Here is a 17,042-nt window from a genome sequence, read left to right on the forward strand (position 1 = left end):
CGGCGCCCCTCGCACACGAGGGCCCGGGGGCCGCCTGAGTGGGGGTCGCGTCGGCGCCGTCCTGCGGCACGCACGATCAGCGCGCACGCAGCGCGCCGACGTCCCAGGGTACGGACCTGGGCGCGCCTGGTCAAACCTGCTCGCCCTGGTCCCCTCGCTCGTCCTCGCCCTCGTCGAACGTGACGAAGACCGACGGGTCCACCGGCGTCAGCTCGAGCGTGTCGACGGCTCCCGGCTGCCGGATCGACGCGAACGCCGCCAGCACGTCCAGCGTCGGCGCGTCGGGCTCGGAATCGTCGGAGGCAGCCTCGTCCGAGACAGCCTCGTCGGACTCAGTCTCGTCGGACCCGGCCTCGTCGGACACGAACTCCTGCGCGGTCTCGTCGGACCCGGCCTCGTCGGAGACGAGCTCCGTGGCCGTGTCGGACGCGACCTCGTCGGAGACGGTCTCGAGCGACTCGTCCGCGGCGACGTCGTCGGACGCCACGGCGAGGTCGTCGACCGCGACCCCGGCGTGCTGGTCGTGCAGCTCGTGCGCGTGCGCGGCGGCTGCCGCGATCGTCGCGAGCGTGGCCTTCACGGCCGAGCGCTCCTCGGGCAGCACCGGCACACCCGGGTGCACGGCCGCGGGGGCGGCCGTCGTTCCGCCGCGCTTGCGGCGTGAGCGCTTCGCCTCGCCGGCGGGGGCCTCCACCTGCTGGACGCCCGCGTCGGGCCGCACGTTCTTCTCGATCGGCTCGCTGTGCACGACGAAGCCGCGACCGTGGCAGTGCTCGCACGTCTCGGAGAACGCCTCGACCAGACCCTGGCCGACGCGCTTGCGGGTCATCTGGACCAGGCCCAGCGACGTCACCTCGGCGACCTGGTGCTTGGTGCGGTCACGCCCCAGGCACTCGACGAGCCGGCGCAGCACGAGGTCGCGGTTGGACTCGAGCACCATGTCGATGAAGTCGATCACGATGATGCCGCCGATGTCCCGCAGCCTCAGCTGTCGGACGATCTCCTCGGCGGCCTCGAGGTTGTTGCGCGTGACCGTCTCCTCGAGCGTGCCGCCCGAGCCGGTGAACTTGCCGGTGTTGACGTCGACCACGGTCATGGCCTCGGTGCGGTCGATCACCAGCGAGCCGCCCGACGGCAGCCAGACCTTGCGGTCCATGCCCTTGGCGAGCTGCTCGTCGATCCGGTGGTCGGCGAACACGTCGCCCGTGCCGACGTACTTGGAGACCTTGGCGGCCAGGTCCGGCGCGAGGTCACCGATGTACGACGAGATCGTCGACCACGCCTCGTCGCCCTGCACCACGAGCGAACCGAAGTCGTCGTTGAAGATGTCGCGGACCACGCGGATCGCCATGTCCGGCTCACCCTGCAGCAGCGCGGGCGCGGAGGCGGTCTTCGACTTCTTCTCGATCGCCTCCCACTGGCCCTGCAGGCGCGCGATGTCGGCGCGCAGCTCCTCCTCCGAGGCACCCTCCGCGGCCGTGCGCACGATGACGCCCGCCGAGTCCGGCACGACCTCGCGCAGGATCTTCTTGAGGCGGTTGCGCTCGACGTCGGGCAGCTTGCGGCTGATGCCCGTCATGCCGCCGCCGGGGACATAGACCAGGTAGCGGCCCGCGAGCGTGACCTGTGAGGTCAGCCGCGCACCCTTGTGGCCGATCGGGTCCTTGGTGACCTGGACCAGCACCGGGTCACCGGACTTGAGCGCCTGCTCGATGCGGCGCGGCTGGCCGCCCTCGAGACCCGCGGCGTCCCAGTTGACCTCGCCCGCGTACAGGACCGCGTTGCGGCCCTTGCCGACGTCGACGAACGCGGCCTCCATGCTCGGCAGCACGTTCTGGACGCGGCCCAGGTAGACGTTGCCGACCATCGACGCCTGCGCCTGGTTCGACACGTAGTGCTCGACGAGCACGCCGTCCTCGAGCACGGCGATCTGCGTGCGGCCGCCCTTCTCCCGCACGATCATCGCGCGGTCGACGGCCTCGCGACGGGCGAGGAACTCCGCCTCGCTGATGATCTGGCGGCGACGGCCCGCGTCGCGGCCCTCGCGGCGGCGCTGGCGCTTGGCCTCGAGCCGGGTCGAGCCGCGCAGCGCGGTGACCTCGTCGGACGGGCTGCGGCGGCGGTCCTCCTCGGCCGGGCGTCCGTCGCCCGAGCGCGCGCCCCGACGCCGACGACGACGGCGGCGGCTGCTCGCGGCGTCGCCGGACTCGTCACCCTCGTCGTCCTCGTCGGACTCGTCGTCCTCGGTCGCGTCCTGCGCGCCGGCGTCGCGCGAGGTCGCCTCGCCCGGCTCGGTGCGGCGACGGCCACGACCGCCGCGGCGGCGACGCCGGCGGGGTGCCTGGCCGTCCTCGCCCGACTCGTCGTCGTCCTGCGTGTCGTCGTCCACGTCCACCGACGCGGCCGTCACGTCGGCGGTCGGGTCGATCGGCTCGTCGGCCGTCTCGTCGTCGACGACCGCGGCGGTCTCGTCGCCCGACTCGTCACTCGTAACCTCGGCAGTCCCGCGCGAACGCTGGCCACCGCGACCACGACGACCGCGGCGACGCGAGCCACCGGACTCGCCGTCGCGGGTCTGCTCGCCGTCGCGGATCAGCTCGTCGGCGGTCGGCTCGTCGCTGGCCTGCTCGTCACGCGGCTGCTCGACGGCGGCGTCGAAGGTCTCGCCCTCGTCGGCCGACACGCTGCGGGCCTCGGCACCGCGCGCCTTGGCGCCACGGGACCTGGTGCTGCGGGACTTGGCAGCGGGTGCGACGGCGGTGCCCGGCTCGTCGTCCTGCGGCGCACTGCTCGACGACTCGACGGCGGCGGCACGGGCCGCCTGCGAGATGGCCTCCGGGGAGCCGGCGCTCGAGGTCACGCGACGGCGGCGGGCACGGCCCAGCGACGGGTCGGGCGCCTGGAACAGCAGGGCGGTGGTCGCCAGGCGCGGGCCGTCGGGCGTCTCGCTCGTCGTCGTGCTCGTCGTCGTGGTGGCGGCCGCGTCCGCGGTCGCGTCGTCCTCGTCGGTCTCCAGCTCGTCGTCGGCGGCCGGCTCCGGCGCCACCACGGGCTCGACGACGGCGGCCTTCGGCTTGCGGCTGCGCGACCGCTTCGGCGCGGGCGCGGCCGTCTCCTCGGCGGCCGAACCGTCGCCGGCGGACTCGCCGTCAGCGACAGGAGCGGCTGCAACAGGATCGGCTGCGGGCTCGATCGGCGCATCGGGTGCCGCGGCCGGTCGCGATGCCGCACGACGACGGCGCGCCGGGGCTGCCACGGGCTCGGCAGCGGCGGCCTCGACGAGCGTCGGCTCAGCGACGGCCGGCTCAGCGACGGCCGGCTCGGCGACCTTGCGCGTGGCGCGGCGCCGCTTGGGGGCGGCCGGCGCGGCCTCGTCGGTGGGATCTGCAGGCTCGGCGGCGGCCTCGGCAACCACGGGCTCGGCAGCGGCGGCCTCGGCCGGGACCGGGGTGGTGGCTGCGCGGGTGGCCCGGCGACGGCGGGGGGCGGCAGGCGCCTCACCCCCGGTCGCGTCGGTGCTGGCGGCCGCCTCGACGGCGGTCTCGGGGGTGTTCTCGTAGGTCACGCGAAGTGCTCCTGGGTACCGCGGACCACCGTCCACACGTGTGGCGGTCCTCGGTCGGTCGGTCGTCGCCCACGCCTCGCGGGGCGACGGAAGTCGTCGGTCGTGGCTCCGTGCCGGGCCGGCACCATCGCCTGCCGGTCCTCCCAGGCCCTGGACGGGGCCGGACGACCTGGCGGCGGCTGGCGCGCGCGACGCGCTGACTACGAGCTCACGGGTTCGGCACGCGGTGTGGTCGCGTATCGAACCGCGGTCAGTATCGCACAGCACGGCCACCTCGGCCCGCGGCACACGGCACGTGGGCACGCGATCGCACGGGTCCCGGTTTGACGACGGCACGTCAGTACACGGGACCTTGGTCCCAGAGGCAGACTTGACCCCGTCCTAGCGTTCCCTCAGGCCCACCCGCCGTTCCGGGGCTCACCGTCGCGGCCGGCAGGCGGGCCGACCGCCCCCCGGCTCGTCGCTCGGAGACACACGTGGACGCCCTCGCACTCGCCCGCTGGCAGTTCGGCATCACGACCGTCTACCACTTCATCTTCGTGCCGCTGACGATCGGGCTCGCCCCGCTCGTCGCGATCATGCAGACGGCGTGGGTGCGGACGGGCAACGAACGCTGGCTGCGGCTGACCAAGTTCTTCGGCAAGCTCCTGCTCATCAACTTCGCGATCGGTGTCGCCACCGGCATCGTGCAGGAGTTCCAGTTCGGCATGGCGTGGAGCGAGTACTCGCGCTTCGTCGGCGACGTGTTCGGCGCCCCGCTCGCGATGGAGGCGCTCGCCGCGTTCTTCGTCGAGTCCACGTTCCTGGGCCTGTGGATCTTCGGCTGGGACAAGCTGCCCAAGAAGATCCACCTCGCGTGCATCTGGGCCGTCGCGATCGCGACGAACCTGTCCGCGTTCTTCATCCTCGCGGCGAACTCGTGGATGCAGCACCCCGTGGGCACGACGTACAACTTCGAGACCGGCCGTGCGGAGATGACCGACATCGGCGCGGTGCTCACCAACCCGACCGTGCTGGCGGCGTTCCCGCACACCATCACCGCGGCGTTCCTCACGGCGGGCACGTTCGTCGCCGGGATCGCGGCGTGGTGGATGGTCCGCAAGGTCCGCCAGGGCGACGAGGCGACGGCGCGTGACGTCTACCGCCCGGCGGTCGTGCTCGGCCTGATCACCATGATCGTCGCGGGCATCGGCGTCGCAGTCTCCGGTGACGCGCAGGCCAAGCTGATGTTCGAGCAGCAGCCCGCCAAGATGGCCGCCGCGGAGGGGCTGTGCGAGTCCACCGACGGTGCGTCGTTCTCGCTGCTCGCGATCGGCGACCTCACCAACGACTGCGCGGGCGTCACGCACCTCATCGAGATCCCCGGCTTCACGTCGTTCCTCGCGACCGGCGACTGGAACGGGCACGTGCGCGGCGTCGACGAGCTGCAGGACTACTACGCGCAGTGGATCTCCGACTGGGAGCAGGAGAACGGCGTCGCGCCGACCTTCGACGACGACACGCGCTTCTACCCCAACCTCGCGGTCACGTACTGGTCGTTCCGGCTCATGATCGGCTTCGCGATCGGGTCGGCCGCGCTCGCGCTCGCGTCGCTGTGGCTGCTGCGCAAGGGTTCGGTGACCGGCAAGGTGTGGTTCGGCCGGCTCGGCATCGCCGTCATCGCGACCCCGTTCCTGGCCTCCTCGTTCGGCTGGATCTTCACCGAGATGGGTCGCCAGCCGTGGTCGGTGGCGCCCAACCCCAACCCCTCGGGGATCGACGGCGTGTGGCTCATGACGCGGCACGGCGTCTCGGTGGTCGCGGGCGCCGGGACCATCCTCACCTCGCTCGTCGGGTTCACGCTGCTGTACGGCGTGCTCGCGGTGCTCTGGTTCAAGCTGATGAAGCGGTACGCCATCGAGGGTGTCGCTGCCGGCGAGAAGGACCCGAGCCCGGACGGTCGCTCCGGCGACGACTCCGACGCCCCCCTGTCCTTCGCGTACTGAGGAGAGACGACCATGGAGCTCACCGACGTCTGGTTCGTCCTCATCGCCGTCCTGTGGACCGGCTACCTCGTGCTCGAGGGCTTCGACTTCGGCGTGGGCATGCTGCTCGGGCTGCTGCCCCGCAAGGAGGACCGCGAGCGCGAACGCCGCGTCATGATCAACTCGATCGGCCCGGTCTGGGACGGCAACGAGGTGTGGCTGCTGACCGCCGGCGGCGCGACGTTCGCGGCGTTCCCCGAGTGGTACGCGACGCTGTTCAGCGGGTTCTACCTGCCGCTGTTCCTCATCCTCATCGCGCTGATCGTGCGCGTGGTCGCGTTCGAGTGGCGCGGCAAGATCGACTCGCCGCAGTGGCGCGCCTGGGCCGACCGCGCGCTCATCTTCGGCTCGTGGCTGCCCGCCGTGCTGTGGGGCGTCGCGTTCGGCAACATCGTGCGCGGCGTCGAGCTCGACGCGGACCACCAGTACGTCGGCGGGTTCTTCGCGCTGCTCAACCCGTTCGCGCTGGTGGCGGGCGCGGTCACCACCCTGATCTTCCTCACGCACGGCGCCGTGTTCCTCGCGCTCAAGACGGACGGTGCGATCCGCGAGCGCGCGGCCGCCACGGCCGCGCGGCTGTCGGTCGTCACGCTCGTCGTCGCCGGTGCGTGGGCGATCTGGCTGCAGCTCGCGTACTCGGGCAAGGGCTGGACCTGGGTGGCCGTCGCGGTCGCGGCCGTCGCCCTCGTGCTGCTGGTCCTGGCCACGCGTGCCCGACGAGAAGGGCCCGCGTTCGTCGCGTCCGCCGTCGCGATCGTCGGCGCCGTGGTGCTCATCTTCGGCTCGATGTACCCCGACGTGATGCCCGCGCTCGACCCGGCGAACTCGCTCACGGTCGACAACGCGTCCTCGACCGACTACACGCTCACGGTCATGACCTGGGTCGCGGTCGTGCTCACCCCGCTCGTGCTGCTCTACCAGGGCTGGACGTACTGGGTGTTCCGCAAGCGGCTCACGGCCGAGCACATCCCCGCGTCCGTCGGCCTCACGTTCGACCCGCCGGCCGAGCCGGTCGCGGTCGGGTCTGGTTCGGGCTCGGGTTCGGACGGCTCGGGTCCCGACGACTCCGCGGGGACGCCCGGGGCGTGAAGCCGCTCGACCCGCGCCTGCTGCGGCACGCGCGCGCCGCCCGTGGCTACGCCGCGCTGACGGCCGTGCTGGGCCTGCTCACGGCGGCGCTGGTCGTCGCGCAGGCACTGCTGCTGGCGCACGCGCTGGGGCGCGCGGTCGACGACGGCGTCGCGCTGGGCGCCGGCACATGGGACGCCGTCGCGCCGCTGGTCGGCTGGCTCGTCGTCGTCGTGCTGGCGCGGGCCGTCGTGAGCGCCGCGCAGGAGCGCTACGCGCACCGCGCCGCGACGCGCGCCGTCGGCGAGCTGCGCGAGGCCGTCGTGGCCCATGCGGTCGCGCTCGGACCCCGGCGGGTCGCGGCGGGCGGCGGTGCGCAGCTCGTCACGCTCGCCACGCGCGGCCTGGACGCGCTCGAGCCCTACTTCGTGCGCTACCTGCCGCAGCTGTTCCTCGCGGCCACGGTCACGCCCGCGACGCTGCTCGTCGTGCTGGGGCTGGACTGGGTCTCGGCCGCGGTCCTCGTGCTCGTGCTGCCGCTCGTGCCGATCTTCATGTGGCTCGTCGGACGGCTCACGCAGGGTCGCTCCGAGCGCGGGCTCGCGACGATGCAGCGGCTGTCCGCCCAGGTCCTCGACCTGCTCGTCGGCCTGCCGACCCTGCGCGCGCTCGGGCGCGAGCGCGGACCCGCGGCGCGCGTGCGGGCCCTCGGCGACGCGCACCGGACCGCGACCATGGGCACGCTGCGGATCGCGTTCCTGTCCGGCATGGTGCTCGAGCTGCTGACCACGCTGTCGGTCGCGCTCGTCGCGGTCGGCATCGGCCTGCGGCTGGTCGCCGGCGAGCTCGACCTCGTGACCGGGCTCGCGGTGCTGGTCCTGGCGCCCGAGGTGTTCGCTCCCCTGCGTGCCGTCGGCGCGCAGTTCCACGCGTCCACCGACGGCGTCGCGGCCGCGCAGGCGGCGTTCGAGGTCCTCGACGAGCCGCTGCCCGCCGCCGGGACGGCGCCCGCCCCCGACCTGGCGACCGCGAGCATCGTCGTCACGGACCTCGCCGGTCCCGGCGGCACACCCGACGGGCTGCGGCTCACGCTCGGACCGGGCCGGGTCGTCGCGCTCACCGGACCCTCGGGCGGGGGGAAGTCCACGACCGTCGAGATCCTCCTCGGCCTGCTCGCGCCCGTGCGCGGCACGGTCCGCCTCGTCCCGCTCGCGTCGTCGGACGCGTCCACCCCCGACGAGCGCGAGTCCGACGAGCGTGCATCCGACGAGGGTGTCGACGTGCGGGACGTCGAGCGGGGCTCCTACTGGCGCCAGGTCGCGTGGGTACCGCAGCGCGCGGTCGTCGAACCCGGCGTGCTGTCCGAGGTGGTCGGAGGGGACGACGAGACGCGCGCGGCCGCGGCCGCGCTCACCGGGCTGGCCGACGTCGTCGCGGACCTCCCGCAGGGCTGGGCGACGCGCGTGGGCCGCGGCGGGCACGGGCTGTCGGTCGGTCAGGTGCAGCGCGTCGCGCTGACCCGCGCGCTGCAGTCGTCGGCCCCGCTCGTCGTGCTCGACGAACCGACCGCGCACCTGGACGCCGCGGCGCAGGACGTCGTGCTCGCCGCGGTGCAGGCGCTGCGCGCGCAGGGCCGCACCGTGCTGCTCGTCGCGCACCGGCCGCAGGTGCTCGCGCTCGCCGACGAGGTGCACTCGCTCGCCGCGCTCGAGACGGTGACCGGATGACGACGTCCGAGATCCGTGCCGACCGCGGCACCGTCCGGCGCGCGTTCCGGCTGCTCGAGGTGGACGGGCGCCGGTTCGCGGCCGCGGTCACGCTCGGCGTCCTCGCGCTCGGGTGCGCGGTCGCGCTCGCGGCCGTGTCCGCGTGGCTGATCGCACGCGCCTCGCAGATGCCGCCGGTCCTCACGCTGTCGATCGCGACAGTCGCGGTGCGGGCGTTCGGCATCGGGCGCGGCGTGCTGCGGTACGTCGAGCGGCTCGTCTCCCACGACCTCGCGCTGCGGGGCATGACGACGCTGCGCACCACGCTCTACGAGCGGCTCGCCGCCGGACGCGCCGACGGCCTGCTCGCGGTGCGGCGCGGTGACCTGCTGGCCCGCGTCGGCGCCGACGTCGACGCCGTGGGCGACCTCGTGGTCCGCGCGCTGCTGCCGGCGGCCGTCGCGGGCGTGCTCGGTGTGGTCACCGCGGGCGCGATGACGCTGATCTTCCCGCCCGCCGGCCTCGCGCTGGCCGCGTGCCTGGTGCTGGCCGGTGTCGTCGCACCTTGGCTCGCGGCACGTGCCGCGGCCCGCACCGAGACCGCGGCGGCCGACGCCCGCGCCGCGGCCGGGGCCGCCGCGCTCGGGCTACTCGACGACGCCGGACCCCTCGCGGTCGCCGGGCGCGTGCCCGACGAGCTCGCGTCGCTGCGGGACGCCGACACGCGCACGGCCCGGGCCGTGGACTCCGGCGCCGGGCCGGCCGCGCTCGCCACCGGGCTCGGCCAGCTCGCGGTCGGGCTCGCGGTGCTGGCCGCGCTGGTCACCGGCGTGCCCGCGGTCGGTGCCGGCACGCTCGACCCGGTCCTGCTCGCGGTCGTCGTGCTCACGCCCCTCGCGGCGTTCGAGGCCACGGCGCTGCTGCCCGCAGCCGCGATCCAGCTGCACCGCTCGCGTGCGGCCGCCGCTCGGGTGCTCGCGCTCGTCGAGCAGACCGATCCCGCGGCCGACGGCGCCGCCCCCGCCGCCGACCCCGGGACACGCCTGGTGCCGGTACCGGCCACTGCTCGTTCGTCGGACGTGCGGACCGACACCGCGACGACCGCCGGCCCGGTGCCCGCCCTGCGCGCACGCGGACTCGCGGCGGGCTGGCCCGGGCGCGAACCCGTCGTCGCCGGGATCGACCTCGACCTGACGCCCGGACGCGCGATCGCCGTCGTCGGGCCCAGCGGCGTCGGCAAGACCACCCTCCTGCTCACGCTCGCGGGGCTGCTCCCCCGCGCCGCCGGGACGCTCGACCTCACCGTGCCCGGCGCGGACCCGGCCGAGGTGCGCGATCCCGCCACCGACCCGCAGCGCGCGGACCGGCTCGTCGTCGTCACCGAGGACGCGCACGTGTTCGGCACGACCGTCCTGGAGAACCTGAGGGTCGCGCGCGGCGACGTGACGCCGGACGAGGCGAGCGCGGCGCTGCGGTCGGTCGGGCTCGACGGCTGGCTCGCGAGCCTTCCCGCGGGCCTCGACACGCCGCTCGGCACCGACGCGCGCACCGTCTCGGGCGGTGAGCGCCGTCGCCTGCTCGTCGCACGCGCGCTCCTGCACCCGGCCCCCCTGCTGCTGCTCGACGAGCCCACCGAGCACCTCGACGACGCAGCCGCCGCGCGCGTGCTCGCGGCCCTGCGCGCCGATCCCGCGCGCGGCGTGCTCGTCGTGACCCACCGCGAGGCCGACCTCGACCTGTTCGACGAGGTCGTGCGCCTGGACCCGCGCGGGCAGGACGCACCCGAGGGTGGCGACGGCTACCGTGCTGTCGTGACCCCCGGAACCCACCCATGAGCGACGAGCAGCCCGCGGACCTCTCGCGCGGCCTGTCGCCCGTGACCGGCATCGCGACCCAGCTCACCGGCGACCCGCTGACGGACCTGCTCGACGCGATCCTCGCGGTCGCCTCCGAGCTCGAGCTGCCGGCCGTGCTGAACAAGTTCGTGCAGGTCAGCGCCGAGCTGACCGGCGCCCGCTACGCCGCGATCAACGTGCTCGACGCACGCGGCGAGTCGACGACGTTCGTCTACACCGGCATCCCCACCGCGGTCGCCCGGATGATGTCGCACGGCCCGCACGCGCAGGGCGTGCTGGGCAAGATCCCGGCGCACGGCGCGCTGCGGCTCGGCGACCTCACGGAGCACCCCGCCTTCCAGGGCTGGCCCGCGCACCACCCGCCCATGGGCTCGTTCCTCGGTGCGTCCGTGCGCGTCGGCGAGCGGGTGTTCGGCCAGCTCTACCTGTCCGAGAAGGCCGGCGGGTTCACGGCCGAGGACGAGGAGACCGTCGTCGCTCTCGCCGCCGCCGCGGGCGTCGCGGTGTCGAACGCGCAGCTCTACGCCGAGGCGGCGCGACGCGAGCACTGGCTGCGCGCCGGCCAGGAGATCGCGACGATGCTGCTCGAGGGCATCGACGAGGAGGACGCACTCGCGCACATCGCGGCGACCGCCCGTGCCGTCTCGGGCGCCGACACCGCCGCGCTCGCCCTGCCCGGCCTGGGTGGTCGGCTGTACATCGAGCTCGCCGACGGCTACCTGGCCGACACGCTCGTCGGGACCGAGATGGTCGAGGGCGGACGCGCCTGGATCGTGATGACCGAGGGGCACGGCCTCGTCTCCGCCTCGCTGTCGGCGTCGCGCAACGTCAAGGTCCAGGTCATGCGCTCGTTCGGGCCGGCGATGTTCGCCCCGCTGCAGACGTCCGGCCGCGGTGTCGGCGTGCTCATCCTGCTGCGTCGCATCGGCGCGCTCCCGTTCGAGCCGAGCGACCTGGCCACCGCCGAGTCGTTCGCGTCGCAGGCCGCGCTCGCGTTCGTGCTCGCCGAGGCCCGGCACGCGCAGGACGTGGCCGCGCTGCTCGACGAGCGCGAGCGCATCGCGCGCGACCTGCACGACCTCGCCATCCAGCAGCTGTTCGCGACGGGCATGCAGCTCGAGACGGCGCGCCGGCGGGCCGCGCGCGGCGTCGACCCCGCCGAGCTGACCAGCATCGTCGAGGAGGCGCTCGACAACGTCGACTCGTCCGTGCGGCAGATCCGTCAGATCGTCTACGCGCTGCGCGACCCCGACGCGGCGGCCGGGCTCACCGAACGACTGCGCCGCGAGGCGTCGCTCGCCCGCACCGGCCTCGGGTTCGCGCCGTCGCTCGTCGTGACGCTCGACGGCAACCCGCTCGGCGACGACGGGCTCGACGAGGACCGCCTCGACGAGCGCGTCAGCGTCCCGTTGACCGACGACGCCGTCGCGGTCGTGCGCGAGGGCCTGGCCAACGCCGCACGCCATGCGCACGCCGCGTCGGTGCAGGTCACGGTCGCGGTGGCGGGGACAGCACCCACCGGGACCGTGCGCATCGAGGTCCAGGACGACGGCCTCGGGCTGCCCGCGTCGCGCGAACGTCGGTCCGGGACCGGCAACCTCGCCTCACGCGCGCACCAGCACGGTGGGACGTTCACGCTCGGCACCGCGCCGGACGGTCGGGGCACGCTCCTGACCTGGCAGGCGCGCCTGACCTGAACCCGTCAGCGACCGGGCTCGGCCCGCCAGCTGCTGTGCTTGCGCGCGGCGACCCACGCGGCCACCTGCGTGCGCCGCTGGAGGCCCATCTTCGCGAGCAGCGACGTGATGTGGTTCTTCACGGTCTTCTCGGCGACGCCCAGGCGCTCGGCGATCTCGCGGTTCGACAGGCCCTCGCCGATGAGCTCGAGCACACGCATCTCGCTCGGCGTGAGGTTCTCGGTCGGGTCCTCGTGACCGGCCTTGCGGCGCGTGACGGTGCGCTCGTCGAGCAGCGTGCGGCCCGCGGCGACGTGCTTGATCACCTCGGTGATCTCCGCACCGCGCACCGACTTGAGCAGGTACGCCGAGGCGCCCGCCTCGAGCGCGGCGGCCACCGCGTCGTCGTCGTCGAACGAGGTCAGGACGATCGCGCGCACCTCGGGCTGCTTCTCGCGCACCTGGTGCAGCAGGTCGATCCCCGTGCCGTCGGGCAGCTGGAGGTCGACGAGCATCACCTGCGGGCGCACGAGGCTCGCTCGTCGTACGCCGTCGGCCACGGAGCCGGCCTCGGCGACGACGGTCATCCCGTCGGTACGTTCGACGACCTCCGCGATGCCTCGACGGACGACCTCGTGGTCGTCGACGATCATCACCGTGATGGGGCCTGACTTGGCGGGGCTGGCGGTCCTGGGATCGGGCACGGTGGCATCGTATCCAAGCGTGCACAAGATCATGCTCCCCACCACGCTGGAAGACACCGTCGAGCTGCCCGCGGGCTGGCGGTCGGTCCGCTACGCGGTCGACGCCCCGGTACCCGACGACGCGCTCGACGCGTCGGTGCTCGTGGTGTGGGGCAACGGCCGGCGCGAGATGCTCGACGCCGCCGCACGCATGCCCCGGCTGCGGTGGGTCGCGTCGCTCGCTGCCGGGACCGAGGTCGTCCAGGAGTGCTTCCCCGGCGTGGTCGTGACCTCCGGCAGCGGGCTGCACGACGGCCCGGTCGCGGAGCACACGCTCGCCCTCGTGCTCGCGTGTGTCCGCTCGCTGCCCTCGCTCGTACGCGCGCAGGACGTGCGCCGGTGGGCCGGCGAGCTCGGCGGCATCCAGCCCGTGCACGACGAGCAGGTCCGCACACTGCACGGCGCCCACGTCCTGATCTGGGGCTTCGGGTCCATCGCCGCACGCCTCGCGCCGCTGCTCACCGCGCTCGGAGCTTCCGTGACGGGGGTCGCCCGCTCGGCGGGCACCCGGCCCGGCACCGACGCCACCGGCGCACCCGCGGGATCGTTCGCGGTGGTCACGGAGGCTGACCTGCCGCGTGTCCTGCCGCAGACCGACGTCGTCGTCGACCTGCTGCCCGCGACGCCGGCAACCCGGCACGCGGTCTCGTCGGCCGTGCTCGCCGCGCTGCCGCCGCGCGCGTTCGTCGTGAACGTGGGGCGCGGCGCGACGCTCGACGAGGACGCGCTGCTCGACGCCGTCGACGCCGGCCGCCTCGCCGGTGCGGCGCTCGACGTCACCGCACGCGAACCCCTCCCGCCCGACAGCCCGCTGTGGGCGCAGCCGCGCATCCTGATCTCGCCGCACGCCGCCGGCGGCCGCCCCCAGCACGCCGGAGCGTTCCTCACGCGCGCGCTGGCCGCCTGGTCCGCGGGTGCTCCGCTGCCGAACCTGGTCTCCTGACCCGGCGCCGTCAGGCGTGGGGCCGGCGCGGGCGCGGTTGGCAGCGCGGGCAGTACGCGGCGCTGCGGTTCATGAACGTGTCGCGGCGGATCGGGGTGGCGCAGCGCGGGCACGGCCGGCCCTCCTGGCCGTAGACCGCCAGGCTGCGGTCGAAGTAGCCCGAGGCGCCGTTGACGTTCACGTACAACGCGTCGAAGCTCGTGCCGCCCTGGGCCAGTGCCTGCGACATCACCTCGTGGGCCGCGTCCAGGACGCGCTCGACGTCGGTGCGACGCAGCGCGGCGGTCGGGCGGGCGTAGTGCAGACCGGCCCGCCACAGCGCCTCGTCGGCATAGATGTTGCCGATGCCGGAGACCAGCGTCTGGTCCAGCAGCGCACGCTTGAGTCCGGTCCGACGAGCCCGCACGGCCGCGACGAGCGCGCGGCGGTCGAGCGCCGGGTCGAGCAGGTCGCGCGCGATGTGGGCGACCGGTTCCGGCACCGCCGCGATCGGCGAGCCGAGCCCGCCGGGTGCGCCGTCGGGCGTCGGGACGAGATCCTGCACCGACAGGTGCCCGAACGTGCGCTGGTCGACGAAGTCCAGGGCTCCGCCGTCGTCGAACCACAACCGCACGCGCAGGTGCGGGTGGTCCTGCGCGCCCTGGGCAGCGGTCACGTCGCCGCGTACCAGGAGCTGGCCGCTCATGCCGAGGTGCACGAGCAGCGCGTCGTCGGGCGTCTCGTCGGGCGTGTGGGCGGTGTCGTCGCCCAGCACGAGCCAGCAGAACTTGCCGCGACGGACCGCGGCGACCAGGCGCCGCCCGCGCAGCCGCCCGACGAGATCCGCGGGCCCGGCCTCGTGCCGACGGACGCTGTACGCGCGGCGCACCTCGACGTCGGTGACGGCGCGACCGAGCACATGACGGGCCAACCCGTCGCGGACGGTCTCGACCTCGGGCAGCTCGGGCACGCCGGGCTCAGCCGGCTTGGGCGTCCTGCAGCGCGCGCAGCGCGCAGTACGCCTCCTGAGCGGCCTCCTGCTCGGCGACCTTCTTGGCCGGGCCCGTGCCGACGCCTCGCGGCTCGCCACCCACGACGACCGTCGCGGTGAACGTGCGGGCATGGTCCGGGCCGACGCCCTCGACGTCGTACACCGGCACGCCGAGCCCGAGCGCGGCGGCGATCTCCTGCAGCGACGTCTTCCAGTCCAGACCCGCCCCGAGGTGCGCGGCCGCGGCCAGGGTCGGTCCGACGAGCCGCTCGACGACCCCGCGCGCCACCTCGAGCCCGTGCGTGAGGTAGATGGCGCCGAACATCGCCTCGAGCGTGTCGGACAGGATCGAGTCCTTGTCGCGCCCACCGGTCGCGAGCTCACCCTTGCCGAGCAGCACGTACGCGCCGAGGTCGAGCTCGCGGGCGACGCCGGCGAGCCCCTTCTGCGAGACGGTGGCGGCCCGCATCTTCGCGAGCACGCCTTCGCTGTCTTCGGGCCGCTCGCGGTACAGCGACTCGGTCACGACGAGACCGAGGACGGTGTCGCCGAGGAACTCGAGCCGCTCGTTCGTCGGGATCCCGCCCGCCTCGTGCGCGAACGAGCGATGGGTCAGGGCAAGCACGAGAAGCTCGGGGTCCAGGTGGACCCCGAGCTTCTCGAGGAGTTCGGCTGCGGCGGCACTCATGCCGGCGCTCCGGGCGTCATACGACGCGCCGGGTTCAGCGGCCGTCGTGCTCGGTGCGCAGGGCCTCGGCGTACTGCCGGCCGTTGTAGCGACCGCACGTCGGGCACGCCGTGTGAGGCAGCTTGTCGCCCTTGCAGTTGGGGCAGGAGGTGAGCGTGGCGGCAGTGGTCTTCCACTGCGACCGACGCGCACGGGTGTTGCTGCGCGACATCTTGCGCTTCGGAACCGCCACGGCTAGCTCTCTTCCTCGTCGTCATCCACACCCGCCAGGCCGGTCAGGGCCGCCCAGCGAGGGTCGATCGTCTCATGCGAATGGTCAGGGTCGTCCGCCAGGGGCGCTCCGCACTCGGAGCACAGACCCGGGCAGTCGGGCCGGCACAGCGGCTGGAACGGCAGGGCCGGCACCAGCGTGTCCCGCACCGCGGGCTCGAGGTCGAGCAGGTCGCCCTCGAGCTCACGGACGTCCTCGTCCTCGTCGCCGTCCTCTTTCGCCACCGCCGCGCGCCCGGGGTACACGTACAGCTCCGTGAGCGTGACGTCGACGTCGTCGACCACCTCGCCCAGGCACCGCACGCACTCCCCGATCGCCCGGCCGCGGACAGAGCCCGTGACCAGGACCCCCTCCATGACCGCCTCGAGCCGCAGATCCAGCTCGAGGTCCGTCCCGGTGGGGATGCCGATCACGTCGGTGCCGAGATCCTCGGGGGCCGCCACTGTGCGCTGCGCGGTCCGCATCGACCCCGGTCCGCCCAGGTCGTGGGTGTCCACGACCAGTGGCGAACGAGGATCGAGGTGAACGGAGCGGTGCACAGCCGTCGGTCCCCTCGTGTGATCTCGGCCCACGCCGCAACCGGCAGGACCAACGGGCAACTCTACAGGTGGCCCGGTCGACCCCCAAATCCTCCCACGTCCCGCCGCGACCCTCCGGGCGTCAGCCGTCGGACGTGCGCAGCGCCGCCCCCACGATCCGCATGGGCTGCTCGGGCGCAGCCGCGACGCCCGCCTCCGGCGACACGCACTCATACGCGTCGCGGCACGGGTCGGCGAAGCTACGCGTCGCGGCACGGGTCGGCGAAGCACGCTGCCTGCGCCGGCCCGATGGGCGTCCCGATGTCCGATCACGAAGCAGACCCGCATTCACCTACCCGTCAACGCCCGTGCGCGGACCCGGGCCGGACGGTGCGGCTTGAGCCGCCTCGCCCGCGTGGAACATCGCATCGCGAGGCTCCGATTGACACGACGTCTGTGGCTGGGGACGATCGAGTCCATGGGAAGCCAGCGCACGGCCGCCCGCGTACTTTCTGGGGCATTGGCCGTGTGTCTCGTCGGCGTCGCAGGCCTTGCTCTCGCGTCACCCGCAAGCGCCCACGACATCGTCTACGGCTGGCTCGGCTGCAGCTACGACAGCAAGATTGCCCAGGACGGCGACCTTGAGGTCGGCCACGTGAACCTTCCCGCGGACAGCACGAACGGTGGCTACTTGAACAGCTTCACCGGGCGCCTCAGTGACGCGGTCTCCCGGATGGATGCGGCGGTCTCCGCCAACACGGGGTCCGGCAACGGCCTGCGGTGGGTGGGCAAGACCAGCTCGGCCAACCCGGCTTACATCGCCGTCAAGTATGAGAACCCTCAACGACCCGGACCTTCTCGGAATTACGGACCTCAGCTCGACCTGCAAACTCGTGCACACGCAGCCAGCCGTTCAGGTCTACGGAACGACGTACATCCGCCTCAATGTCCGCGACGACTGGTTCACGCAAGACGACTCCCGGCGTGCGGCGTGGGAGAACTGCACATCCCCGA

12 protein-coding genes are annotated in these 17,042 nt (G+C 73.9%); 6 read left to right on the forward strand and 6 right to left on the reverse strand.

The features are described from left to right. Positions 1-130: 130 nt before the first annotated feature. Positions 131-3,565: an Rne/Rng family ribonuclease gene (locus tag CCO02nite_RS08720; RefSeq protein ID WP_146842754.1), complete on the reverse strand. Its 3,435-nt coding sequence runs from the start codon at positions 3,563-3,565 to the stop codon at positions 131-133. Between the two features lie 476 nt (positions 3,566-4,041). Between CCO02nite_RS08720 and CCO02nite_RS08725 the strand changes: the two genes are divergently transcribed. From CCO02nite_RS08725 to CCO02nite_RS08745, 5 genes are read left to right on the forward strand one after another with little or no spacing between them, the layout of a single operon-like run. Then, positions 4,042-5,550, forward strand: a complete 1,509-nt coding sequence (locus tag CCO02nite_RS08725) for a cytochrome ubiquinol oxidase subunit I (protein WP_146842755.1) — start codon at positions 4,042-4,044, stop codon at positions 5,548-5,550. A 12-nt stretch (positions 5,551-5,562) separates the two neighbouring features. Next, positions 5,563-6,678 carry a cytochrome d ubiquinol oxidase subunit II gene (gene cydB, locus CCO02nite_RS08730; RefSeq protein ID WP_146842756.1) on the forward strand — a complete coding sequence of 372 codons (1,116 nt, stop codon included), beginning with the start codon at positions 5,563-5,565 and terminating at the stop codon, positions 6,676-6,678. Then, on the forward strand, positions 6,675-8,384 hold the full coding sequence (cydD, locus tag CCO02nite_RS08735) for a thiol reductant ABC exporter subunit CydD (RefSeq protein ID WP_146842757.1): 1,710 nt from the start codon (positions 6,675-6,677) through the stop codon (positions 8,382-8,384). The genes cydB and cydD overlap by 4 nt, the downstream gene beginning before the upstream one ends. Beyond that, a complete protein-coding gene (cydC, locus tag CCO02nite_RS08740) occupies positions 8,381-10,198 on the forward strand; it encodes a thiol reductant ABC exporter subunit CydC (protein ID WP_146842758.1) in 1,818 nt (605 codons plus the stop codon). Before cydD ends, cydC begins: the two co-directional genes overlap by 4 nt. Continuing rightward, positions 10,195-11,916, forward strand: coding sequence for a GAF domain-containing sensor histidine kinase (locus tag CCO02nite_RS08745; protein ID WP_146842759.1), 1,722 nt, complete (start codon positions 10,195-10,197; stop codon positions 11,914-11,916). Before cydC ends, CCO02nite_RS08745 begins: the two co-directional genes overlap by 4 nt. Before the next feature lie 5 nt (positions 11,917-11,921). Here CCO02nite_RS08745 and CCO02nite_RS08750 read toward each other — a convergent pair whose 3' ends face one another. Then, positions 11,922-12,548: a response regulator gene (locus CCO02nite_RS08750; protein ID WP_146842885.1), complete on the reverse strand. Its 627-nt coding sequence runs from the start codon at positions 12,546-12,548 to the stop codon at positions 11,922-11,924. A gap of 82 nt (positions 12,549-12,630) precedes the next feature. On the opposite strand from CCO02nite_RS08750, the gene CCO02nite_RS08755 reads away from it, so the two are divergent. After that, a complete protein-coding gene (locus CCO02nite_RS08755) occupies positions 12,631-13,581 on the forward strand; it encodes an NAD(P)-dependent oxidoreductase (RefSeq protein ID WP_246117465.1) in 951 nt (316 codons plus the stop codon). A gap of 10 nt (positions 13,582-13,591) precedes the next feature. On the opposite strand, the gene mutM is transcribed toward CCO02nite_RS08755, so the two are convergent. From mutM to CCO02nite_RS08775, 4 genes are read right to left on the reverse strand one after another with little or no spacing between them, the layout of a single operon-like run. After that, a complete protein-coding gene (gene mutM / locus CCO02nite_RS08760; RefSeq protein WP_146842761.1) occupies positions 13,592-14,530 on the reverse strand; it encodes a bifunctional DNA-formamidopyrimidine glycosylase/DNA-(apurinic or apyrimidinic site) lyase in 939 nt (312 codons plus the stop codon). Between the two features lie 7 nt (positions 14,531-14,537). Beyond that, on the reverse strand, positions 14,538-15,239 hold the full coding sequence (gene rnc / locus CCO02nite_RS08765; protein ID WP_146842762.1) for a ribonuclease III: 702 nt from the start codon (positions 15,237-15,239) through the stop codon (positions 14,538-14,540). Between the two features lie 34 nt (positions 15,240-15,273). Beyond that, complete coding sequence (gene rpmF / locus CCO02nite_RS08770; RefSeq protein ID WP_146842763.1) at positions 15,274-15,471, reverse strand: 50S ribosomal protein L32; 198 nt, start codon at positions 15,469-15,471, stop codon at positions 15,274-15,276. 2 nt (positions 15,472-15,473) lie between these two features. Then, complete coding sequence (locus tag CCO02nite_RS08775; RefSeq protein ID WP_146842764.1) at positions 15,474-16,049, reverse strand: YceD family protein; 576 nt, start codon at positions 16,047-16,049, stop codon at positions 15,474-15,476. Positions 16,050-17,042: the final 993 nt, after the last annotated feature.

It is taken from the genome of Cellulomonas composti, assembly GCF_007990245.1.
In the GTDB taxonomy this organism is placed as follows: Bacteria; Actinomycetota; Actinomycetes; order Actinomycetales; family Cellulomonadaceae; genus Cellulomonas; species Cellulomonas composti.

What these genes read in the sequence shown, in the direction of transcription:
- rnc (WP_146842762.1), bottom strand. Translation starts at nt 15,239, where the DNA reads ATGAGTGCCGCCGCAGCCGAACTCCTCGAGAAGCTCGGGGTCCACCTG.
- cydC (WP_146842758.1), top strand. Translation starts at nt 8,381, where the DNA reads ATGACGACGTCCGAGATCCGTGCCGACCGCGGCACCGTCCGGCGCGCG.
- cydB (WP_146842756.1), top strand. Translation starts at nt 5,563, where the DNA reads ATGGAGCTCACCGACGTCTGGTTCGTCCTCATCGCCGTCCTGTGGACC.
- CCO02nite_RS08745 (WP_146842759.1), top strand. Translation starts at nt 10,195, where the DNA reads ATGAGCGACGAGCAGCCCGCGGACCTCTCGCGCGGCCTGTCGCCCGTG.
- CCO02nite_RS08755 (WP_246117465.1), top strand. Translation starts at nt 12,631, where the DNA reads ATGCTCCCCACCACGCTGGAAGACACCGTCGAGCTGCCCGCGGGCTGG.
- CCO02nite_RS08750 (WP_146842885.1), bottom strand. Translation starts at nt 12,548, where the DNA reads ATGATCGTCGACGACCACGAGGTCGTCCGTCGAGGCATCGCGGAGGTC.